The sequence below is a fragment of the Pseudomonas sp. 18058 genome, from assembly GCF_902706155.1.
Taxonomy (GTDB): Bacteria; Pseudomonadota; Gammaproteobacteria; order Pseudomonadales; family Pseudomonadaceae; genus Aquipseudomonas; species Aquipseudomonas rustica.
The window spans coordinates 42,123-63,812 of sequence record NZ_CACSJY010000023.1; the positions used below are offsets into that span (position 1 = coordinate 42,123).

The 21,690-nt window shown below is 59.9% G+C and carries 22 protein-coding genes; 10 read left to right on the forward strand and 12 right to left on the reverse strand.

Features of this window, described 5'->3' with window-relative positions:
• Nucleotides 1-76 precede the first annotated feature (76 nt).
• Nucleotides 77-973: a site-specific tyrosine recombinase XerD gene (xerD, locus tag GVL50_RS14540; protein ID WP_159813838.1), complete on the reverse strand. Its 897-nt coding sequence runs from the start codon at nucleotides 971-973 to the stop codon at nucleotides 77-79.
• 108 nt (nucleotides 974-1,081) lie between these two features.
• On the opposite strand from xerD, the gene GVL50_RS14545 reads away from it, so the two are divergent.
• On the forward strand, nucleotides 1,082-2,890 hold the full coding sequence (locus GVL50_RS14545) for a sodium:proton antiporter (RefSeq protein WP_053117447.1): 1,809 nt from the start codon (nucleotides 1,082-1,084) through the stop codon (nucleotides 2,888-2,890).
• An 85-nt stretch (nucleotides 2,891-2,975) separates the two neighbouring features.
• Here the strand turns inward: GVL50_RS14545 and GVL50_RS14550 are convergent, their stop codons facing one another.
• The 6 genes from GVL50_RS14550 to ffh all read right to left on the reverse strand — a co-directional run bounded on the left by GVL50_RS14550 (nucleotide 2,976) and on the right by ffh (nucleotide 7,103).
• Complete coding sequence (locus tag GVL50_RS14550; RefSeq protein WP_159813839.1) at nucleotides 2,976-3,389, reverse strand: acyl-CoA thioesterase; 414 nt, start codon at nucleotides 3,387-3,389, stop codon at nucleotides 2,976-2,978.
• A gap of 141 nt (nucleotides 3,390-3,530) precedes the next feature.
• On the reverse strand, nucleotides 3,531-3,881 hold the full coding sequence (gene rplS, locus GVL50_RS14555; RefSeq protein ID WP_003175895.1) for a 50S ribosomal protein L19: 351 nt from the start codon (nucleotides 3,879-3,881) through the stop codon (nucleotides 3,531-3,533).
• Nucleotides 3,882-3,926: 45 nt separating this feature from the next.
• Nucleotides 3,927-4,679, reverse strand: coding sequence for a tRNA (guanosine(37)-N1)-methyltransferase TrmD (gene trmD, locus GVL50_RS14560; RefSeq protein WP_159813841.1), 753 nt, complete (start codon nucleotides 4,677-4,679; stop codon nucleotides 3,927-3,929).
• A gap of 2 nt (nucleotides 4,680-4,681) precedes the next feature.
• Nucleotides 4,682-5,218, reverse strand: coding sequence for a ribosome maturation factor RimM (rimM, locus tag GVL50_RS14565; RefSeq protein ID WP_007908985.1), 537 nt, complete (start codon nucleotides 5,216-5,218; stop codon nucleotides 4,682-4,684).
• Nucleotides 5,219-5,223: 5 nt separating this feature from the next.
• The gene (rpsP, locus tag GVL50_RS14570) at nucleotides 5,224-5,475 is read right to left on the reverse strand and encodes a 30S ribosomal protein S16 (RefSeq protein WP_045059142.1); all 252 of its coding nucleotides are present in this window, start codon (nucleotides 5,473-5,475) and stop codon (nucleotides 5,224-5,226) included.
• 251 nt (nucleotides 5,476-5,726) lie between these two features.
• Complete coding sequence (ffh, locus tag GVL50_RS14575) at nucleotides 5,727-7,103, reverse strand: signal recognition particle protein (RefSeq protein WP_053117442.1); 1,377 nt, start codon at nucleotides 7,101-7,103, stop codon at nucleotides 5,727-5,729.
• A 210-nt stretch (nucleotides 7,104-7,313) separates the two neighbouring features.
• On the opposite strand from ffh, the gene GVL50_RS14580 reads away from it, so the two are divergent.
• From GVL50_RS14580 to GVL50_RS14590, 3 genes are all read left to right on the forward strand, one after another.
• The gene (locus GVL50_RS14580; protein WP_159813843.1) at nucleotides 7,314-8,126 is read left to right on the forward strand and encodes an inner membrane protein YpjD; all 813 of its coding nucleotides are present in this window, start codon (nucleotides 7,314-7,316) and stop codon (nucleotides 8,124-8,126) included.
• Nucleotides 8,127-8,138: 12 nt separating this feature from the next.
• Nucleotides 8,139-9,380, forward strand: a complete 1,242-nt coding sequence (locus GVL50_RS14585; RefSeq protein WP_159813845.1) for a transporter associated domain-containing protein — start codon at nucleotides 8,139-8,141, stop codon at nucleotides 9,378-9,380.
• Nucleotides 9,381-9,800: 420 nt separating this feature from the next.
• Nucleotides 9,801-11,117, forward strand: a complete 1,317-nt coding sequence (locus GVL50_RS14590) for an MFS transporter (RefSeq protein WP_159813847.1) — start codon at nucleotides 9,801-9,803, stop codon at nucleotides 11,115-11,117.
• Nucleotides 11,118-11,221: 104 nt separating this feature from the next.
• Here GVL50_RS14590 and purT read toward each other — a convergent pair whose 3' ends face one another.
• The 5 genes from purT to GVL50_RS14615 form a co-directional block, all read right to left on the reverse strand.
• Nucleotides 11,222-12,403: a formate-dependent phosphoribosylglycinamide formyltransferase gene (purT, locus tag GVL50_RS14595; protein ID WP_007908992.1), complete on the reverse strand. Its 1,182-nt coding sequence runs from the start codon at nucleotides 12,401-12,403 to the stop codon at nucleotides 11,222-11,224.
• 100 nt (nucleotides 12,404-12,503) lie between these two features.
• Nucleotides 12,504-12,971: a VUT family protein gene (locus GVL50_RS14600; protein ID WP_053117431.1), complete on the reverse strand. Its 468-nt coding sequence runs from the start codon at nucleotides 12,969-12,971 to the stop codon at nucleotides 12,504-12,506.
• A 229-nt stretch (nucleotides 12,972-13,200) separates the two neighbouring features.
• Complete coding sequence (locus GVL50_RS14605) at nucleotides 13,201-13,413, reverse strand: DUF1289 domain-containing protein (protein ID WP_159813849.1); 213 nt, start codon at nucleotides 13,411-13,413, stop codon at nucleotides 13,201-13,203.
• The gene (locus tag GVL50_RS14610) at nucleotides 13,410-13,934 is read right to left on the reverse strand and encodes a gamma carbonic anhydrase family protein (protein WP_007954617.1); all 525 of its coding nucleotides are present in this window, start codon (nucleotides 13,932-13,934) and stop codon (nucleotides 13,410-13,412) included. Before GVL50_RS14610 ends, GVL50_RS14605 begins: the two co-directional genes overlap by 4 nt.
• 45 nt (nucleotides 13,935-13,979) lie before the next feature.
• A complete protein-coding gene (locus tag GVL50_RS14615) occupies nucleotides 13,980-14,579 on the reverse strand; it encodes a CoA pyrophosphatase (RefSeq protein ID WP_053117428.1) in 600 nt (199 codons plus the stop codon).
• Nucleotides 14,580-14,726: 147 nt separating this feature from the next.
• Here GVL50_RS14615 and GVL50_RS14620 point away from each other — a divergent pair, with 147 nt between their 5' ends.
• The 6 genes from GVL50_RS14620 to ptsP all read left to right on the forward strand — a co-directional run bounded on the left by GVL50_RS14620 (nucleotide 14,727) and on the right by ptsP (nucleotide 21,686).
• Nucleotides 14,727-15,281, forward strand: a complete 555-nt coding sequence (locus GVL50_RS14620) for an NUDIX hydrolase (RefSeq protein WP_053117425.1) — start codon at nucleotides 14,727-14,729, stop codon at nucleotides 15,279-15,281.
• Between the two features lie 74 nt (nucleotides 15,282-15,355).
• A complete protein-coding gene (locus tag GVL50_RS14625; RefSeq protein ID WP_008081650.1) occupies nucleotides 15,356-15,871 on the forward strand; it encodes a murein L,D-transpeptidase family protein in 516 nt (171 codons plus the stop codon).
• Nucleotides 15,872-16,152: 281 nt separating this feature from the next.
• Nucleotides 16,153-16,884, forward strand: a complete 732-nt coding sequence (locus GVL50_RS14630; RefSeq protein WP_053117422.1) for a GntR family transcriptional regulator — start codon at nucleotides 16,153-16,155, stop codon at nucleotides 16,882-16,884.
• Between the two features lie 30 nt (nucleotides 16,885-16,914).
• Nucleotides 16,915-18,021, forward strand: coding sequence for an N-acetylglucosamine-6-phosphate deacetylase (gene nagA, locus GVL50_RS14635; RefSeq protein WP_159813851.1), 1,107 nt, complete (start codon nucleotides 16,915-16,917; stop codon nucleotides 18,019-18,021).
• Nucleotides 18,002-19,024, forward strand: coding sequence for an SIS domain-containing protein (locus tag GVL50_RS14640; protein WP_159813853.1), 1,023 nt, complete (start codon nucleotides 18,002-18,004; stop codon nucleotides 19,022-19,024). Before nagA ends, GVL50_RS14640 begins: the two co-directional genes overlap by 20 nt.
• 148 nt (nucleotides 19,025-19,172) lie before the next feature.
• Nucleotides 19,173-21,686 carry a phosphoenolpyruvate--protein phosphotransferase gene (ptsP, locus tag GVL50_RS14645; RefSeq protein ID WP_159813855.1) on the forward strand — a complete coding sequence of 838 codons (2,514 nt, stop codon included), beginning with the start codon at nucleotides 19,173-19,175 and terminating at the stop codon, nucleotides 21,684-21,686.
• Nucleotides 21,687-21,690 lie beyond the last annotated feature (4 nt).

The window sequence follows — 21,690 nt, forward strand, 5'->3', positions numbered from 1 at the left end:
AGGTTTGGGGCCCTGCGCAGCCCGTCGGGGATAAATCCCCTCACCACAGATAAGTATTTCAAACAAAGGGGATGTGTCAGCCGCGCGGGTGGTGTTTGGCGTGCAGCTCTTGCAGACGGGCGCGGGCGACGTGGGTGTAGATTTGTGTGGTGGAGAGGTCGCTGTGGCCCAGCAGCATCTGCACCACGCGCAAATCCGCGCCATGGTTGAGCAGGTGCGTGGCGAACGCATGGCGCAACGTATGCGGCGACAACGACTTGCCAATCCCCGCGATCTTGGCCTGATGCTTGATGCGGTGCCAGAACGTCTGCCGGGTCATCTGCTCGCCGCGCTGACTGGGGAACAGCACATCGCTGGGCCGCCCGCCGAGCAGTTCACCGCGCCCATCGCGCATGTAGCGCTCGACCCAGACAATCGCTTCCTCGCCCATCGGCACCAGCCGCTCCTTACTGCCCTTGCCCATCACCCGCAACACACCCTGACGCAAGTTGACCTGTTCCAGGGTGAGGCTGATCAATTCGGTCACCCGCAGGCCGCAGGCATACAACACCTCAAGCATGGCGCGATCACGCTGACCGATGGCGTCGCTGAGATCCGGCGCCTTCAGCAGCGCTTCCACGTCAGCTTCCGACAACGACTTGGGCAACGGCCGACCCAGCTGCGGCATTTCGACACGTAACGTCGGGTCGACGGAAATCATCTTCTCGCGCAGCAAGTAGCGATAGAAGCCACGCACCCCGGAGAGAAATCTCGCCGTCGAGCGCGGTTTGTAGTTTTGCTCAAGGCGCCAGGCCAGATGATCGAGGATCAATTCGCGACCGGCATTGATCAGCTCGAGATTTTTCTCCTGCACCCAGCCGTTGAACAACGCCAGGTCACTGCGATAGGCGTCACGGGTGTTGTCGGACAGGCCTTTCTCCAGCCATAAAGCGTCGAGGAATTGATCAATCAGCGGGTGGTCAATGGCAGCCATGGGCACTCTGCACGCACACGCAAAAGCGCTGTACGCAAATAGAAAATGAACAGTAATAATGCGCGCTAGTCTTTCACAGCGCGCCATTTCAAGGAACAGGGAGCTTCAATGAACGAGCAGCAAATCCTATTGGCATTCGGTGGCATCGGTGTCGCCGCATTGGGCTGCCAATGGCTGGCATGGCGCCTGAAGCTGCCGGCGATTCTGTTTCTGCTGGTGACGGGGATTTTGGTCGGGCCGGTGTTGGGCCTGCTCGATCCACAGGAAATGTTCGGCCCTTTGCTGATGCCGCTGGTATCGCTGGCGGTGGCGCTGATTCTGTTCGAGGGCAGCCTGACGCTGCACCTGTCGGAATGGAAGGAAATCGGCAGCGTCGTGCATCGTCTGGTGACCATCGGTGCGCTGTCGACCTGGGTCGTCATCGCCGTCGCCACGCACTATCTGCTTGGTTTCGACTGGATGCTGGCCATCCTCTTCGGCAGCCTGACGCTGGTCACCGGCCCGACGGTGATTGTGCCGATGCTGCGCGTGGTGCGGCCGAAATCTTCCATCGCCAACATTCTGCGCTGGGAAGGCATCGTCATCGACCCGATCGGCGCCCTCCTCGCCGTTGTGGTTTATAGCTTCATTATTGCCAGTGCTGAAGGTCATGGGCTCAAACAGAGTCTATTTACGTTTGGCGGGGTGATTCTGTGTGGTGCGGTGTTCGGCGTTGTCGGTGGCTGGCTGCTGGGGACAGTGATCCGCCGGCAATGGCTGCCGGAGTACCTGCATAACCTCGCGTCGCTGGCGGCGGTGCTGGGGATTTTCATTGCCTCCAACGAGGTGATGCACGAGTCCGGTCTGCTGGCGGTGACGCTGATGGGCATGTGGCTGGCGAATATGAAAGGCGTGGACGTGCGGCACATTCTGCACTTCAAGGAAAACCTCAGCGTGCTGCTGATTTCCGGGTTGTTCATTTTGCTCGCGGCGCGTCTGGATTTGTACGCGTTGATGGGCCTTGGGCCGTTGGTACTGATTTTGTTGGTGGTGATTCAGTTCATCGCCCGACCGCTGAACGTGCTGCTCAGTACCGCCGGTTCGAGCCTGAGCTGGCGCGAGCGCGCGCTGCTGTGCTGGATCGCGCCGCGCGGGATTGTCGCGGCGGCAGTGTCGGCGATTTTTGCGATTCGTCTGCACGAGGCCGGGCATGAAGGGGCGCTGCTGCTGGTGCCGCTGACGTTCGCGGTGATCATCGGCACGGTGGTGCTGCAAAGCGCGACGGCGCGCCCGTTGGCACGTTTGCTTAAGGTGGCCGAACCGGCGCCGAGCGGCTTCCTGATCGTCGGTGCCAATGGCCCGGCACGCGAGCTGGCCAAGTCGCTGCAGCAATTGGGCAGCCGGGTATTGCTGACCGATTCAAGCTGGGAAAACATTCGTGCGGCGCGCATGGAAGGTTTGCCGACGTACTTCGGCAACCCGGCCTCGCAGCATGCCGATGCGCATCTGGATCTGGTCGGGCTGGGGCATTTGCTGGCGCTGTCGCCGTCGGGTGAGCTGAATACCTTGGCGGCGATGCGTTTCCGCCATGACTTCGGGCATCAGCGCTTGTTTGGCTTGGCGAGTGGTCAGGAAAGCCGTCGCAGTGACAAGCACCGGGCGAGTCTTGAGCATCGTGGCAATCAGTTGGGCAGCGAAGCGTTTACCTACGCGAAGCTGGCCAGTCAGATTGGCCAGGGAGCGGAGTTGTATAGCACGACGTTGACGGATGGCTTCAGTTGGGATGATTACCGGGCGCTGCATGGTAATCGCGCGACGTTGCTGTTTATGCGCGATGACAGCGGCTGGGTGCATGTGGTGACGCCGGAGACTGTCGTGAAGCCGGGGTCGGGGTGGACGTTATTGGCGTTGATTCAACCTGAGGCACAACAGGCTTAAAAGCAAAAGATCGCAGCCTTCGGCAGCTCCTACAGGGAAACGCATCACATGTAGGAGCTGCCGAAGGCTGCGATCTTTTAAAGATTCAAGCTGCAAAACCCGGCAGCACCGGCACCGGCCGCTTATCGTCATCAATCGCGACAAAGCTGAACTGCCCGTGAATCGCTTTCTCTCGACCATCACAGCTCATGCTTTCAACAAACACTTCCACCTCAACCTTGAGGCTGGTGTTGCCGACCTTGATCGCCTTGCCCACTAACTCAACGATCGAGCCCGCCGGGATCGCGTGGTTGAAGTCGATGCGGTCGGTGGACACGGTCACCAGCGGCAAGCGGCAGAAGCGTGTGGCGGTGATGAACGAGACTTCGTCCATCCACGCCAGCGCCGTGCCGCCGAACAGGGTGTTGTGGTGGTTGGTGGTCGGCGGGAAGACGGCTTTGGTGACGCGGGTCACCGAGAGTTCGGTGCGGCGTTCGATTTCCTGGTCGCGGGTGGTCATGAAATAGACTCGATATCTGGCTTCCGAGTACAAGCAGGATCAAAAGATCGCAGCCTTCGGCAGCTCCTACAGGGGATCGGTGAAATTCGGGCAACAAAAAAGCAGCCCGTAGGCTGCTTTTTTCTGCATCGGAAGCTGGACTTAAGCCAGTTTTTCCTTGATGCGAGCTGCTTTACCCGACAGGTCGCGCAGGTAGTACAGCTTGGCTTTACGTACGTCACCGCGACGTTTAACAGCCATGCTGTCGATCTGCGGGGAGTAGGTCTGGAAAGTACGTTCTACGCCAACACCGTTGGAGATTTTACGAACGGTGAACGCACTGTTCACGCCGCGGTTACGCTTGGCGATTACAACGCCTTCGAACGCTTGCAGACGGGAACGATCGCCTTCCTTCACTTTCACCTGAACGACAATAGTGTCGCCTGGGGCGAAGGTAGGGATTTCTTTGGTCATCTGCTCTGCTTCGAGTGCAAGGATGATTTTGTTGGTCATGCTGTGCTCCTAAGGTAAATCGTTCGATCTACCATCGATACGTTGTTAACTATCGTCCCGCTCGCGGATGTATTCCTCGAGCAGCTTCTTCTCTTCTCCAGAAAGCGAGCGGCTTTCCAGAAGATCGACGCGTCGTTCATAGGTCCTACCAAGGGACTGCTGTAAACGCCAACGCCGGATATGCGCGTGATTGCCACTTAGCAACACGTCGGGAACACGCTGATCCGCATACACCTCAGGTCGGGTGTAGTGCGGGCAATCCAGCAGACCATCCGTAAAGGAATCTTCCTCGGCGGAGTCCGCATGCCCTAAAGCTCCAGGCAGCAGTCGTGTAACCGCATCGATCATGACCATTGCCGGCAGCTCGCCGCCAGACAATACATAGTCACCAATCGACCACTCTTCATCGACATGAGCATCAATAAAACGCTCGTCAATGCCTTCATAGCGGCCGGCAATCAGGATCAATGCATCCGATTGTGCCAACTCGCGTACCGCCGACTGAGTCAGTTGACGGCCTTGGGGGGACAGGTAAATCACCTTCGCCGCCTCCCCGGCTGCTGCCTTGGCCTGAACCAGAGCATCTTCCAGGGGCTTGATCTTCATCACCATGCCCGGACCACCGCCAAACGGGCGATCGTCCACAGTGTGATGCCGATCCGTCGTGTAATCCCGCGGGTTCCAACAGGTCAGCTGCAAGAGCCCCTGTTTGACCGCTCGACTGGTGATGCCGTAGTCGCCGATGGCGGAAAACATCTCGGGAAACAAACTGATCACTTCTACGCGCAATTTAGCCACGCTTAGAAGTCCGCATCCCAATCCACCTTCATCTCGCCCGCTGCCAGATCAACTGCCAACACACACTGCGCCGTATAGGGCAGCAAGCGTTCACGATCATCCAGGCTGCCAGCGCAAGGCTTGACTACCATTACATCATTGGCGCCGGTTTCCAGAAGATGATCGACTTTCCCGAGCATTTGCCCCAGTTGATCGATGACCTTCAGACCTTCCAGCTGGTACCAGTAGTACTCGCCGTCGGTCAATTCAGGGAACAGGTTGCGCGGCACGCAGATCTCATAACCGGCCAGAAGACGAGCTTCTTCACGATCATCAAGACCCTTGAGCTTTGCGACCAGGAACTTATCGCTCCCGCGTCCACTGACCAGCTCGACCTGTTTGACATTGCCTTCGCGCTTGAGCGTCCAGGTTTTGTACTGCAACAGGTTTTCAGTCGGATCAGTAAAGGAATAAACCTTCACTTCGCCGCGAACGCCATGAACAGAATAAATTTTGCCGATAACGATCAAATCATCAGCAACAGCTGGCGTCGCGTTCATATTGCTCAGGCCGCAGCCTTTGCAGAGTCCTTCAGCAACTGAGCAACACGCTCAGAAGGCTGTGCACCAACGCTCAGCCAGTAGGCAACGCGCTCTTGGTTCACGGACAGACGAACTTCCTGACCACGGGCAACAGGGTTGAAGAAACCAACCTGTTCTTTGTGGGAGCCGTCACGCGGGTTACGCGAGTCGGTTACGGTCAGGTGGTAAAACGGGCGCTTTTTGGAGCCGCCAAGGGCAAGACGGATTGTTAGCATGTGAACATCGTTCCTGTAGTCGGTGCTGCAAATCTAAATGCACAGCGGGCATGGGTGCCCGAAAGGCCGCATATTCTAAGGAATATCCGGACTTTTGCAAATGACTTTTTCCGGCGCCTATGGCATGCCGTGCAGATCTGCATATAGAGCCGTCGATAAAAACGGCCGGTCAGCTCCCGCCGTGTGCGGGTTTGCTGTTGATCCTGCGTCCTTGCAGGGTCTGCGCCGGTGCGACGACCGGCGCGGATTCTTTACATTTTCGGCATGCCGCCGCCGGGCAACATGCCGCCCATGCCGCGCATCATTTTCGCCATTCCGCCTTTCGCGGTGAATTTCTTCATCATCTTTTGCATCTGCTTGTGCTGCTTGATCAAGCGACCGATGTCCTGCACCTGAGTGCCGGAACCCATGGCGATACGGCGTTTGCGCGAACCGCTGATCAGCTCAGGGTCGCGGCGCTCGGCCGGGGTCATGGAGTTGATGATGGCTTCCATCTGTTTGAATTGTTTCTCTGCGGCGTTCTGGGCATTGCCCATTTGCGACAGGTTGACGCCGCCGATGCTCGGCAGTTTGTCCATGAGGCCGCCGAGGCCGCCCATGTTTTTCATCTGTTGCAGCTGATCGCGGAAGTCTTCGAGGTCGAAGCCCTTGCCCTTCTTCAGCTTCTTGGCCAGTTTGTCGGCCTTGTCTTTGTCGAGGGTCGCTTCGGCCTGTTCGATCAGGCTGAGCACGTCGCCCATGCCGAGAATGCGCGAGGCGATACGCTCAGGGTGGAACGGATCGAGCGCTTCGCTCTTCTCGCCCATACCGATGAACTTGATCGGCTTGCCGGTGATGGCGCGAACCGACAGCGCAGCACCGCCACGGGCGTCACCGTCGACCTTGGTCAGGATCACACCGGTCAGCGGCAGCGCGTCACCGAAGGCCTTGGCCGTGTTGGCCGCATCCTGACCGGTCATGGCGTCAACCACGAACAGGGTTTCGACCGGGTTGATCGCGGCGTGCAGCGCCTTGATCTCGCCCATCATCTCTTCATCGATGTGCAGACGACCGGCGGTATCGACGATCACCACGTCGATGAATTTCAGTTTTGCTTCTTTAATAGCAGCTTGCGCGATGTCGACCGGCTTCTGGCTCAGGTCAGACGGGAAGAAGGTCACGCCCACTTCACCGGCGAGCATTTCCAGCTGTTTGATCGCCGCAGGACGATAAACGTCCGCCGACACGACCATGACCGACTTCTTCTTGCGCTCTTTCAGGAAGCGCGCCAGTTTGCCAGCGGTGGTGGTTTTACCGGCACCCTGCAGACCGGCCATCAGAATGACGGCGGGCGGCACGGCGCTCAGGTTCAAGTCTTCGTTGGCCGCGCCCATCAGGCTTTCGAGTTCGGCCTGGACGATCTTCACGAACGCCTGGCCCGGCGTCAGGCTGCGCGACACCTCGGTGCCGACAGCGCGCTCCTTGACCGAATTGACGAAGTCCTTGACCACCGGCAGGGCGACGTCGGCTTCGAGCAACGCCATGCGCACTTCACGCAGGGTGTCTTTGATATTGTCTTCGGTCAGCTTGGCCTTGCCGGTGACATGGCGCAGCGTCTGCGAGAGACGGTCGGTTAAGTTTTCAAACATTGCGCGATCCTTTCAGGCCCTGTGTAGACCGGGATAATGGCGGCCCAGACCGGAATCAACATGTGCTCGGCGAGCCTGCGGCGTGGGCAGGTCGCGGATTATAGCGAAGACTGCGGCTGGCGGACACCTCGCCGTCAGCTTCCTGAGTCTTTCGTGCCATGGCGGTTCTATGCCAAACTCAGCCCCTTTCGGGCTTGCCTAACAGGATTTATGCTCCCCTTGTCACCCAGTTTGCTGACCACCCTCGCCGCCGCCCTTCTATACGCCGCTGCGACTCTCTATCAAGGCACGCGTCTGGCCGCCGGTGCCAAGGCGAACAAGCGCCTGCTGGTTTCCCTCGGCGTACTCGCCGTGGTGGCCCAGTTCGCCAGCCTGTTCACGCATTTGCTGACGCCGATTGGCCTGGGCCTGGACTTTTTCAGCGCCTCCAGCCTGATCTCGGCGGCGGTGATCGCCCTGACCTTGATTGCCTGCTCACGGATTCCGGTGGAGAACCTGCTGGTGCTGCTGTTCCCGCTCGGCGCGGTCACGGTGTTGCTGGCGCAGTTCGCGCCGACCGGCACTGTGCAGATCATCGACGAAGAACCGGGCATCCTCGCGCACATTCTACTGTCGCTGCTGGCCTACGGCATGTTCACCATCGCGGTGTTCCAGGCCTTGCTGGTGCTGGTGCAAGATCACCAGCTCAAGCACAAACACCCGTCCGGACTGATCAAGAACTTCCCGCCGCTGCAAACCATGGAAAGCCTGTTGTTCGGTTTCCTCTGGGCCGGCTGGACGCTGTTGTCGCTGTCGCTGATCTCCGGCTGGCTGTTCGTCGAGAACCTGTTTGCCCAGCATCTGGTACACAAAACCTTGCTGGCGTGTCTGGCCTGGATCGTGTTCAGCGTGCTGCTGTGGGGCCGCAACCGTCTCGGTTGGCGCGGTCACAAGGCGATTCGCTGGACTCTCGCCGGTTTCTGCCTGCTGATGTTGGCGTATTTCGGCAGCAAACTGGTTCGTGAATACATCCTGCACATCTGACGGGCGGCATAAATGGACGGTTTGCCCATAGGGCCGATGCTCGCGGTATTTGTCCTGCTGATTTTATGGTCAGGGCTGTTTACCGCCGTCGAAATCGCGCAGCAGCATCTGCTCGCGCAACGCACCGCCTCGCGCGCCAGCGATAAACCGCTGGCGAAGCTGAGCTTCCCGCTCGACAGCCTGATTCTCTGCAACACCTTGTGCCGTGCGCTCGCGGTGGTCATCGCGACGTTGCTGGCGATTTTTCTCTGCGAAGAAAACGGCCCGTGGGCAGCGTGCCTGGGTGCCGGTGCGGTGTTGCTGGTGTTCGCCGATTACTTCCCGCGCACCCTCGCCCAACGTTATCCGGATGCCGTGCTGGCCTTCGGCAATTCGTTGTTGGCGGTTCCGCTGAAGATTGTTTACCCACTGGCCTGGCTGTTCAGCCGTGTCAGCGTTTTGCTGGTCCGCCCGTTCGCGCGCAAGCCGCAAGTGGTGCAGCAGAGCGACGACGACGCGCCCAGCGATCGACGTGATGACCCCGAGCATCCTGTTCACGCACACCCTGTTTCGGGAATTCATGCGCTGGACAATATCACCGTCAACGACATTCTGGTGCCGCGCAGTGACGTCGACGGCATCAACCTCGACGATTCGATTGAAGCGATCATCGAGCAACTGCGCCAGAACAAGCGCACGCGCCTGCCGATGTTCCACAGCGACATCAATCAGGTTGAAGCGGTGCTCAATACCCGTCAGATCCGTCATTTACTGAACAACGGCGATCTGACGCTAGAGGCGTTGTTGGCGGCGAGTTACGAGCCGTATTTCGTCCCGGAAAGTACGCCGCTGCAATTGCAGTTGCTGAATTTCCACAAACAGCAGCGGCGCCTGGGCATGGTGGTCGATGAGTACGGCGAAGTGCTCGGCATTGTGACGCTGGAAGATATTCTTGAAGAGATTGTCGGCGAGTTCGAGAGCGAGCACAGCCTGGAGAACCCGCACATTCATCCGCAGACTGACGGGCGGATGGTGATTGATGGCACCGCTTCGATTCGCGAATTGAACAAGTGCCTGGGCTGGCATTTGCCGAGTGATGGGCCGAAAACGCTGAACGGGTTGGTGACTGAGGCGCTGGAGACGATTCCCGAGAGTGCGGTTTGCTTGAAGATCGGGCGCTATCGACTGGAGATTCTTGAGACTGAGGAGAACCGGGTGAGCAAGGTGTTGATCTGGCATACCTCGTCTGTGCCTGCTTTGGTGCCTGCCCGATAGAAGATCAAAAGATCGCAGCCTTCGGCAGCTCCTACATTGGAGTGCGTTCCAAATGTTCCAAATGTTCCAAATGTTCCAAATGTTCCAAATGTTCCAAATGTTCCAAATGTTCCAAATGCCCCAAATGTTCCAAATGCCCCAAATGTCCCAAATGTCCCAAATGTTCCAACTGTAGGAGCTGCCGAAGGCTGCGATCTTTTGCTCTTGTTCAATTGTTAGCCCCCTTCCTATAATCAAATCCGCTTACCCAAGCGTTGCCAAACCGCGTGCTTACCCCGCACCAGACCGGTTTCGGCCATTTCCGCTGTACTCCGGCGACTGTTCCTACCTGAAACAGCGACCGCGCCTCATCCCACATCCCTGGGTGTTCGACCATAATAATTCGCTCCAACGGAGCTCATGACTGTCAGGGATCACCGCATGACGACCAGTACCGCTTTCAGCGACACCGCGCCTGCCCAACCGACCAACTCCGCCACCCGCGTGGCGACGGCGAGTTTTATCGGCACCGCGATCGAGTTCTACGACTTCTATGTTTACGCCACGGCGGCTGCGCTGGTGATCGGGCCGGTGTTCTTTCCGCAGACGTCCGGCACGGCGCAGATGCTTTCGGCGTTTCTTACTTTTGGCATCGCTTTTCTGGCCCGACCGTTGGGCTCGGCGCTGTTCGGCCATTTCGGTGACCGTATCGGGCGTAAATCGACGCTGGTCGCATCTCTGCTATTGATGGGCGTGTGTACGACGCTGATCGGCGTGCTGCCGGGTTACGCCACGATTGGCGCGTGGGCGCCGATTCTGTTGTGTGTGCTGCGCTTTGGTCAGGGCCTGGGATTGGGCGGTGAATGGGGCGGTGCTGCGTTGCTCGCCACGGAAAACGCGCCGAAAGGTAAACGCGCGTGGTTCGGTATGTTTCCGCAACTCGGCCCGTCGATTGGTTTTCTCGCGGCCAATGGCTTGTTTCTGACTTTGGCCATGACCCTCGATGACGAGCAATTCCGCAGTTGGGGCTGGCGCATTCCGTTCCTGCTCAGCGCAGTGTTGGTGATGGTGGGCCTGTATGTGCGCCTGAAACTTCACGAAACGCCGGTCTTCGCCAATGCCATCGCGCGTCAGGAGCGGGTGAAAGTGCCGCTGGTTGAGCTGTTCAGCCAGTATTGGGCTCCGACCTTGTTGGGCGCGGCGGCGATGGTGGTGTGCTATGCGCTGTTCTATATCTCGACGGTATTTTCCCTGAGCTATGGGGTTTCCACGCTGGGTTATAGCCGCGAGACATTCTTGGGATTGCTGTGCTTTGCCGTACTGTTCATGGCGGCTGCGACGCCATTGTCGGCTTGGGCCAGCGATCGTTATGGGCGCAAACCGGTGCTGATCATCGGTGGCGTGCTGGCGATTCTGTCCGGGTTCTTGATGGAACCATTGCTGACGCAAGGCTCGACATGGGGCGTGGCGCTGTTTCTGTGCATCGAGCTGTTATTGATGGGCGTGACATTTGCACCGATGGGCGCACTGTTGCCGGAATTGTTCCCGACCCACGTGCGTTATACCGGCGCTTCGGCGGCGTATAACCTGGGCGGGATTGTCGGGGCCTCGGCGGCGCCGTTCTTTGCGCAGAAACTGGTGGCGATGGGTGGTTTGAGCTATGTCGGCGGGTATGTGTCGGGGGCGGCGGTGCTGAGTTTGATTGCGGTGCTGTGTCTGAAAGAAACGCGGGATAACGATCTGAATCGGGTCGCCTGACAGAAGATCAAAAGCTTCGCGAGCAAGCCCGCTCCCACATTAGGTCTGTGGCATACACAAAACCAATGTGGGAGCGGGCTTGCTCGCGAATGCCGCGACCCGGTTTAGAGTTCTACGACAACAGCCTGAGCAGCACGGGTCGCCTTGGCACGCGCAGCCTCGATCGACTCATCCCGCGCCAGCGCCACGCCCATACGGCGCTGGCCATTCACTTCTGGCTTGCCGAACAGACGCAACGCCGTGTCCGGCTCGCTCAACGCCGCACCCAGATTGGCGAACGCTGTCTGGGTCGACTGCCCTTCCACCAGAATCACCGCCGAAGCCGAAGGCCCGAACTGACGGATCAACGGCACCGGCAGGCCCAGAATCGCGCGAGCGTGCAACGCGAACTGCGACAGGTCCTGCGAAATCAGCGTGACCAGACCGGTGTCGTGCGGACGTGGCGAGACTTCGCTGAACCACACCTGATCACCTTTGATGAACAACTCGACGCCGAACAGACCACGGCCACCCAGCGCCTCAGTCACGGCTTTGGCAACACGCTCGGATTCAGCCAGGGCAATCGGGCTCATGGCTTGTGGCTGCCAGGATTCCTGATAGTCGCCCTTCTCCTGACGGTGACCGACTGGCGCACAGAACGTGGTGCCGCCGATGTGGCGCACGGTCAGCAGGGTGATTTCGTAGTCGAAATCGATAAAGCCTTCAATGATCACCCGACCTTTGCCGGCGCGACCGCCCTCTTGCGCGTAATCCCAGGCTTTCTGCACGTCATCGGTGCTGCGCAGCAGGCTCTGGCCTTTGCCCGACGAGCTCATCACCGGTTTGACCACGCATGGGAAACCGAGGTCTTCAACGGCTTTGCTGTAGTCCTCGAAGGTGTCGGCAAAGTGGTACGGCGAGGTCGGCAGATCCAGCTCTTCAGCGGCCAGACGACGGATGCCTTCGCGGTTCATGGTCAGTTGCGCAGCGCGCGCAGTCGGGATCACGGTGAAGCCTTCGGCTTCCAGTTCGACCAGGGTGGCGGTGGCGATGGCTTCGATTTCCGGCACGATGAAGTGCGGCTTCTCGGCTTCGATCACCGCGCGCAGGGCGGCGCCGTCGAGCATGTTGATCACGTGGCTGCGATGGGCGACTTGCATGGCCGGCGCGTTGGCGTAGCGGTCAACGGCGATCACTTCAACGCCCAGGCGTTGCAGCTCGATCACCACTTCCTTGCCCAACTCACCACAGCCACACAGCAATACGCGGGTCGCGGTTGGCGACAATGGAGTTCCGATACGGGTCATCTCAGGTCCTCAAAGCAGCGGATCATCGAGGAAAGCGACGCCAGACGCGCTTTCCATGGGGAGAAAGCGCGGCATTTTACATGAACCCGAGGCTTTGGCTTCAGCTGGCGACGGCCTGTTTGCGATCGCGCCAGGCCATGATCAGCCAGACGACGGTCACACCGGCGAATTTCGACAGCAGCGCGGTGATGATCACCGGTGGCGTCATGGCGTCGATCATGCCGAAAAAGATAAAGGTATCGAGGGGAATGCTCAGCGCCGAGCTGATCCACAAGCGGTCGCGCAACGGACGTTTGGTGATGCTGAACACCAGCCAGTCGATGATTTCGGAGACCGCGAATGCCGTGGCGCTGGCCAGCGCGATGGAAGGGTCGGAGGTGACGTAAGACAGCACCAGCGCCGCCAGCATCGCCGCGATCGCACCGTGACCGAAACGGATTTGCACCATGTCGCGCAGCACGAACACCAGACCGCCCCAGGCCGACCAGATGATGTCCAGGTGCGGCGCGGTGGAGAAGGCGAAGTTGATCAGCACGACGCTGCTGATGTAGGCGATGAGGAAAATCATGGGGGCGACCTGGCAGATTGGCGCACAGATTACTGGAGCGGTAGATCAAGAGCCACCCCCTCACCCCAACCCTCTCCCCCAAGGGGGCGAGGGGGAAAGGGAGCCGATCTTCATGATGTTCAAGACCTGAGTTCGACGCGGTATTTTCAGGTCGGCGTGACTCGTCCAAACGACCCGGTCAGTCCCCTCTCCCTCTGGGAGAGGGCTAGTGAGGGCATACTCATGCCGATCACGACTTCGACGACAGGATCATCCACACCAACCCACTCGCCTTTGCCCGTTCATGACACAACCCCAGCACCACCCGGCGCTCGTCATTGTTCATGCGGCTCCAGCGGGTAATCTCTTCAACCGTGCGCTGGCAGCCAGTGCAGATATCATCCTCATCCAGCGCACAAATATTCACGCATGGCGAGGCAACCGGTCTTTCTGGCGTGTTCATTCTTCCTGCTCAACCAGATCGCGCGCATAACGCTGGGAGTTATGCACATAGTGCGCGGCGCTGGCCTCAAGCATCTTCTTCTGCGGCTCGGTCAGCTCACGCACAACCTTGCCCGGCGAGCCCATCACCAGCGAACCATCCGGAATTTCCTTGCCCTCACCAATCAGCGAGTTGGCGCCAATGATGCAATTCTTACCGATCTTCGCGCCATTGAGAATCACCGCGTTGATACCGATCAGGCTGTAATCGCCAACGGTGCAGCCATGCAGCATGGCATTGTGGCCAATGGTCACGCCCGTGCCGATGGTCAGCGGATAGCCCATGTCGGTGTGCATCACGGTGCCGTCCTGCACGTTACTGTTCTTGCCGATCAGGATCAGTTCGTTGTCGCCGCGTAGCACAGCGTTGAACCAGACGTTGGCGCCCTCTTCCAGTTTGACCTTGCCTACCAGCACGGCATTGGGGGCGACCCAGCTCTGCGGGTGGGTCTCGACACGGGCGTCGCCCAGGCGGTATTTCATCTTGTTTTCCTCAGGGCTCACGGTGATGGCCATTCGAACGATGGCTTAGGTGTTAATAAAGCTTTTAGGCGGAGTATGCAGACTGATCTTGGCGTCATAGAGCAGATTGATCAACTCGACGATCATGATGGCGGTCAGGCCCCAGATCTTGAAATCGCCGTAGCGATAGCTCGGCACGTACCAACTGCGACCTTGATAGTCGATGCGATGGGTGTGTTCGCGGGGGTCTTTGCGGAAGAATTCCAGCGGCACGCTGAAAACCGCGGCGATCTCGGCATCGTTGGGCTGATACTCGACGAAATCGGGGATTACGCCGACATAAGGCGTGACCTTGATGCCGTGCAGGGAGATCAGCGGGCTGAGCGGCCCGATGACTTCGACCAGTCCTGGCGGCAGGCCGATCTCTTCCTCTGCTTCGCGCAGGGCGGTGAAGATCAGATCCGGGTCTTCGGGATCGCGGCGTCCACCGGGGAAAGCCACTTCGCCGCCATGGGTCGAGAGCCCGCTGGCGCGCAGGGTCAGAACCAGTTCCGGTTGGTCACTGCGGGTGATCGGCACCAGAACGGCGGCCTCGGGGAAACGTTTGTCGGTCTCCAGCGTGCGCGGTGTGTGGTTGCTTACCCTATGCAGTAGCTCGTCCAGCATGAGTGTTCTCGATCGGTGCCTTACCCTGCATCATGCACCAATCATTGCAGCCGCCCAAGCCCCCGAATCTCGCCATGTCGCGAAACGACAACTTGCCGACCGACACCGCTGCACGCCAAGATAGGCGCAGCATTCAGGAAGCCCAGCATGAAATTTTGCAGCCACTGCGGTAACCCGGTCACCCAGCGCATTCCCGAAGGCGATTCGCGGCGGCGATTTGTCTGTGACAGCTGTCAGACCATTCACTACCAAAACCCCAATATCGTCGCCGGTTGCGTGCCGACCTGGGGCACAAAAGTGCTCTTGTGCCGCCGTGCCATCGAGCCGCGCCTAGGTTACTGGACGTTGCCTGCCGGGTTCATGGAGAACGGAGAGACCATCGAACAGGCCGCTATCCGCGAAACTGCCGAAGAAGCCTGCGCCCGCGTGCGTAACCTGAGCATCTATACGCTGATCGACGTGCCACACATCAGTCAGGTGCATGTGTTCTTCCGCGCAGAACTGGTTGATCTGGACTTTGCCGCCGGCCCCGAGAGCCTCGAAGTGCAACTATTCGACGAAGCCGACATTCCATGGGATGAGCTGGCTTTCAGGACGGTGGGGCGTACCTTAGAATGCTTCTTCGCTGATCGGCGGGTTGAGGTGTATCCGGTGCGTTCGGAATCGATTCCGCCGTTGGTGCAGCCGGTGATTGTCGGTTAGAAGATCAAAAGATCGCAGCCTGCGGCAGCTCCTACACAACACTTATCTGCGTCACTCCTTGGGGAATCGTTTCAATGCGCTGGTTGCTTGCCCTGTTCTGCCTGTCGTTCGTTAGCGTTTCCCAAGCGTCCTTCGTGACCACCGTGACGCCTGCGAATACCCCGCTTATCGAAAAAGTCCTGGTGCTCAAATCGGCGCATCAATTGCAGTTGATCGCCGACGGCAAGCCGCTGAAGACCTATCGCATCTCCCTGGGCAAGGGCGCGAAAAAAGGTCCGAAACTGATTGAAGGCGACAAGCGCACACCGGAAGGTTTTTATTGGATCGACTGGCGCAAGACCAGCGACAAATTCAACCTGTCGATGCACATTTCCTACCCGAACATCAGCGACTCGGCCCGCGCCCGGCGCGAAGGCGTCGAGCCTGGCGGGATGATCATGATCCACGGCACGCCGGATTCCGAAGAAACCCCGGAAGACCTGTTCCACACGCTGGACTGGACCGACGGCTGCGTCGCCATGCGCAATGTGGATATGCGCGAAGTGTGGAGCCTGGTGCCGGACGGCACGATGGTCGAAATCCGCCCTTAACGACTGACCGCTGGTCACTCGCAAAAAAATAAATCAAAAGATCGCAGCCTGCGGCAGCGCCTACAGAGGTGATACCACTTCAACGTGTAGGAGCTGCCGCAGGCTGCGATCTTTTGCGTTTACACCCCCACCCCTAATACCACTTAGAACCACCCTCCTCCAAAGCCTCGATCCATAAGGGTTTCCGGCCCTGTCACCACGTTGACATGGTATTCAAGTGGTATTAATTTTCGCTGCATTCACGGGCGACAACCACTCCAATACCCGCACCGGACACCGACATGAACGACCTTCAGGCCTTGCGCCCTGACGACCAACAAGCGACGCCGTTGTACCTGCAACTGGCGCGCAATCTGGAATCGGCGATTCATGCCGGCCAGTGGAAAGCCGAACAGGCGATGCCGTCCGAGCGCAACCTCAGCGAGTTGCTCGGCATCTCCCGCGTCACCGCGCGCAAAGCCCTCGAAGTCCTCCTCGATCAAGGCCTGATCCGCCGCCTGCAAGGTTCCGGCACGTTCATCACCCCACGCCTCGAACAACCGCTGTCGCGCCTCTCCGGTTTCAGCGAGATGCTGCGCTTGAAAGGGTTCGTACCCAGTTCGAAATGGCTGGAGCGTGAAATCACCCTGCCGACCCACGAGGAACTGATCCGCCTCAGCCTGTCGCCGAACGACAAGGTCGCGCGCATGAAACGTCTGCGCAAAGCCGATGACACGGTAATGGCCATCGAGATGAGCACCCTGCCCGCCTCGATCATGCCCAAGCCGCAACTGGTCGGCGATTCGCTCTACGAATACCTCGACGGCATCGGCAAACCGATCGTCCGCGCCCTGCAGCACATTCAGGCAATCAACGCCTCGGACGAATTCGCCGCGCTGGTCGGCATCGCTCCCGGCACCGCGATGCTGCTGATGACCCGGGTCGGCTACCTCGAAGACAACACACCGATCGAAGTCACCGACACCTATTGCCGCAACGATTACTACGACTTTGTTGCAGAGCTTCGCCGCTGATCAGCAGCCGAGCCAAACGAGAGAAGCGAAATGTCCGAAGACAACATCCTCACCGCCAGCGGCTGGGTTCGCGGCCGGCTGATCCACGAACACGGCAAAGTCGTGTCGATCGAAGGCGTGCCTTGCGATCCGGCGAGCAATGACTTGCCGTATCTGCTGCCCGGTTTCATCGACCTGCACGTGCATGGCGGTGGCGGCAAAGACATCATGGAAGGCGCCAGCGCCTTCGAGACCATCACCAAAACCCACGTGCGTTTCGGCACCACCTCGCTGCTGGCCACCACCATGACTGCGCCGAGTGCCGAGATCTCCAGCGTGTTGAAGGAAGTCGGAGAGTTCTGCGAACAGCGTCCGAAAGGTGCCGCGCGCGTCCTCGGTGTTCACCTCGAGGGCCCATACATCAACCCCGGCAAACTCGGCGCACAACCGAACTTCGCCCACACCGCATTGATGGCCGAAGTCGAAGAATATCTGGCACTGGCGCCGATCCGAGTGATCACCATCGCCCCGGAAATCGCCGGCCACGACGGCTTGATCCGCGAACTCAGCAGCCGTGGCGTGCGCATGCAGATCGGCCACACCCTCGGCAGTTACGAGGAAGGCGTTGCTGCAATGGAGGCTGGCGCAACCAGTTTCACCCACCTCTACAACGCCATGAGCCCGTTGCATCACCGCGAGCCGGGCATCGTTGGCGCGGCACTGGCCCACGCCAAATTCGCCGAACTGATTCCGGACTTGCTGCACGTGCATCCCGGCGCGATCCGCGTGGCCTTGCGCTCGATTCCATGTTTGTACTGCGTCACCGATTCGACCGCCGCCGCCGGTATGCCCGACGGTGAGTACAAGCTCGGCAGCCACACCGTGACCAAATGCCTGGGCGGCGTACGCCTGCCCGATGGCACCTTGGCCGGCAGCACGCTGACCATGGATCAGGCCCTGCGCAACCTGGTGAAAATCGGTTTGCCGATCGCCGAGGCTTCGCAGCGTCTGTCGCAATTCCCCGCCGACTACCTCGGCATCACCGAACGCGGGCGCCTTGCACCAGGTGCCTGGGCCGACTGCGTGCGGCTCGATCGCTCACTCACACTGACCGCCGTCATGGTCGAAGGAGAAGACATTGACTTCAAAAATGCTTGAGGAGGCGCTGTCCTCGTTCGAGGCCGTGCAAGCCCAACTGCAACAGCTCGACCCGCAAATGATCGAGATCGCCGGACGCCTGCGCCGTCAGCCGCCGCAAGTGGCGATGACCGTTGCGCGTGGCAGCTCCGACCACGCGGCGAGCTACTTCGCCTACCTGACCATGCAGCAATTGGGCGTGCCGGTAGCGTCGTTGCCGATGTCGGTGGTGACCATGCAGCAAGCGCCGTTGAACGTCAGCGGTCAGGTGGCGTTCGCGTTTTCGCAATCGGGGCAGAGCCCGGATCTGGTCAACAGCTTGCGCCTGCTGCGCAAGCGTGGCGCGCTGAGCGTATCGATGGTCAACGCCGCCGATTCGCCGCTGGAAGCCGCGTGTGAGTTCAGCGTGCCGCTGCTCGCCGGGACTGAAAGCAGCGTCGCCGCGACCAAGAGTTTTATCGCCACCCTCAGCGCCAGCGCCCGGTTGATCGCGCACTGGAAAGAGGACAGCGAATTGCTCGAGGCCGGTAACGCCCTGCCTGAAGGTTTGCGCGAAGCGGCGAAACAGGACTGGAGCGTGGCCATCGAAGCGTTGCGCGATTGCGAGCGTTTGATGGTGATTGGCCGTGGTGCCGGTTTCGCCATCGCTCAGGAAGCGGCGCTGAAATTCAAGGAAACCTCGGCGATTCAAGCGGAAGCGTTCAGCAGCGCCGAAGTGCGTCACGGCCCGATGGCGCTGATCGACGAACACTATCCGCTGCTGGTTTTCGCACCGCGTGGTGCTGAACAGGCTGGCTTGCTGAGTCTGGCGGCAGAAATGCGTCAACGCGGCGCTCGCGTGTTGCTGGCCGCGCCGGACGATGTCAGCGAACGCGACCTGACGCTGACCCGCGCCGAACACCCGGCCCTCGACCCGATTCTGGCGATCCAGAGTTTCTACGTGATGGCGGCAGGTTTGGCCGTGGCCCGTGGCATGGATCCGGATCAGCCGCGCCACCTGAGCAAAGTAACCCGCACGCACTAAGTCGACTAACCCCTGTAGGAGCAAAGCTTGCTCGCGATGGCGGCATTTCAACCGCCGAAGATGTGTCGAATGTAATGACGCCATCGCGAGCAAGCTTTGCTCCTACGGGGAGTGATCCGAACCGAGATTTAACCGATGAGACCGAGCCATGCACAACAACAATAAAGAGCTGACCCTCAGCGCCCCGCTCAGCGGCCCGGTGCTCACGCTCGCCAAAGTCCCGGATGCGGTGTTCGCCAGCGGCGCCATGGGTGACGGCATCGCCATCGACCCGATCAACGACACGCTGTACTCGCCGTGCGCCGGGGTGATCATCCACGTCGCGCGCACCGGCCACGCACTCACCGTGCGTGCCGACAACGGCGCGGAAATCCTCCTGCATCTGGGCCTCGACACCGTGGAGTTGAACGGCGAAGGTTTCTCGATGCTGGTCAAGGAAGGTGTTCGCGTAACCAAGGGTCAGCCGTTGTTGCGCTACGACCTGGACAAGGTCGGCCAGCAATGCAAAAGCCTCGTCAGCCTGTTGATCCTTACCAACAGTCAGGATTTCCAGGTACGCCCGATCACCCTCAAAGCAGTGAAAGTCGGCGAACCGTTGCTCCACATCGTTGCGCGTAACGGTTCGGCAGCGAGCGCCGAAGTCGTCGGTGGGCCAGAGGTTCATGGTCATGTGTTGGTGGCTCATCGCGGTGGTTTGCATGCGCGCCCGGCAGCGCTGATTCGGCAGACCGCGCAAGGTTTCAAGAGCCTGTCGCAACTGCACTTCGCAGGTAAATCGGCGCCCTGCAACAGCCTGATCGGTTTGATGGGCCTGGCGGTTGGCGAGCAGGATGAAGTGCAAGTCAGCTGTCAGGGGCCGGATGCTGAAGCGGCGCTGCAAGCGTTGCTCACGGTGCTGGCGACTGCCCTGCCGGATGATCATCACGCGGCGGCACCGGTCAGTGTTGCCCCTCTTAAGCGCCCGGCCGAGGCTGGCGTGTTGCACGGCGTTTGCGCTGCGCCGGGATTCGTCGGTGGGCCGCTGTTTCGCTTGAACGCGATCAGTTTGCCAGCGGATGCGGGCAACCATGATCCGCTGCAACAACAGCAGCTTCTCGACACTGCGCTGACTCAGGTACGCAGCGAAATCGACGGCACCCTCGCCCAAGCGAAGAAGCACAAGAATGCCGACGAAGAAGCAATCTTCGCCGCGCATTTGGCGTTGCTGGAAGATCCGGCGCTGCTCGACGCGGCACAGCAATCCATCGAACAAGGCACTGCGGCGACTCACGCCTGGAGCCAGTCGATCGATGTGCAGTGCGAAGTCCTGCAGCACACCGGCAGCGCGCTGCTGGCTGAGCGCGCCAACGATCTCCGCGATCTCAAACAACGCGTGCTGCGTGCGTTGCTCGGCGAAGCATGGAATTACGACGTGCCGGCCGGCGCCATCGTTGCCGCGCATGAACTGACACCATCGGATCTGCTGCAACTCAGCGCGCAAGGCGTCGCCGGTTTGTGCATGGCCGAGGGTGGCGCGACATCGCACGTCGCAATTCTCGCTCGCGGCAAAGGTTTGCCATGCATGGTGGCGCTGGGTTCGGCATTGCTTGATCAGCCGCAAGGTCAATCGGTGGTGCTCGATGCTGACGGTGGACGTCTGGAACTGACGCCAAACGCTGAACGTTTGGCTGAAGTTCAGCAGGCGCAAATTGATCGTCAGCAACGTCGCGACGCGCAGCAGGCCAAGGCTCACTTACCCGCCGAAACGCGAAATGGCGTGCACATCGAAGTCGTCGCCAACGTCGCCTCCAGCGGTGAAGCGGCAGATGCCTTTGCCAACGGCGCCGATGGTGTCGGTCTGCTGCGCACCGAGTTTCTCTTCGTCGATCGCCAGACCGCACCCGATGTCGAAGAGCAACGTGCTGCCTATCAAGGGGTGCTGGATGCAATGGGCGATCACCCAGTCATCATCCGCACCATCGACGTCGGCGGCGACAAGCAACTCGACTACCTGCCGCTGCCCATCGAAGCCAACCCGGTGCTCGGTCTGCGCGGCATTCGTCTGGCTCAGGCCCGTCCGGAAATCCTTGATCAGCAACTGCGCGCGCTGCTGCAAGTCAGCCCGCTGCGTCGCTGCCGAATCCTGTTGCCAATGGTTACCGAAGTCGACGAACTGCTGCACATCCGCCAGCGGGTTGATGCGTTGTGCCTGGAGATGAACATCGCTCAGCGCCCGGAAATCGGCGTGATGATCGAAGTCCCCGCCGCCGCACTGCAAGCCGAACAACTCGCCGAACACGCCGACTTCCTCTCGATCGGCACCAACGATTTGTCGCAATACACTTTGGCGATGGATCGCGATCACGCTGGGTTAGCCGCCCGCGTCGACGCCCTGCACCCGGCGCTGCTGCGCCTGATCGCGATGACCTGCGAAGGCGCGGCGGTGCACAAGCGTTGGGTCGGCGTCTGCGGCGCCCTCGCCTCTGATCCGCTGGCCACGCCAGTGTTGATCGGTCTGGGCGTTACCGAATTGTCGGTCAGCCCGGTGCAGATCGGCGAGATAAAGGATCGCGTGCGCCAGGTGCACGAAGCCGAATGCCAGCGCCTCAGCCGCGACCTGCTCAAGTTGAGCAGCGCCGCCGCCGTGCGCCACGCCTGTCATCAACATTGGCCACTGCGCTAACAAA